Origin of the sequence: Sedimentitalea sp. XS_ASV28 (genome assembly GCF_041224545.1) — a bacterium.
Lineage (GTDB): Bacteria > Pseudomonadota > Alphaproteobacteria > Rhodobacterales > Rhodobacteraceae > Sedimentitalea.
Map to the genome: position 1 here is coordinate 1 of NZ_JBGFGP010000097.1, position 370 is coordinate 370.

Below are 370 nucleotides of genomic sequence, written 5' to 3' on the forward strand. Positions count from 1 at the left end.
CGATCCAAAGACGGTCCGGCGCGAACGCCCGCCGGATTGCCCCGAGATCCGCAAAGAGATGCAGGAGATTGCAGGCAAGCGACGTCGGTTCGGCTATCGTCGGATCGGCGTCCTGCTCGAACGCAAGGGCATGATCATGACCCACACGACGCGGTATCGGCTCTTCCGGGAGGAAGGTGTCTCGGTGTAGCGCGGACGTGGCCGCAACCGGGCCCGCGGCACACGCACCGCGATGCCGGAGGCGGCGCGCCCAAATGCGCGGTGGTCGCTGGACTTTCTGTCGGACAGCTTTGGTGCTTCACGCAAGTTCCGCATCCTGGCAGTGATCGACGATTGCTGCCGCGAAAACCTGTGCCTCATGGCCGACACC

1 pseudogene is annotated in these 370 nt (G+C 64.9%); it reads left to right on the top strand.

Features of this window, described 5'->3' with window-relative positions:
- Positions 1-370 (top strand): annotated as a pseudogene (locus tag AB9K34_RS05685) (IS3 family transposase); the annotation flags it as partial.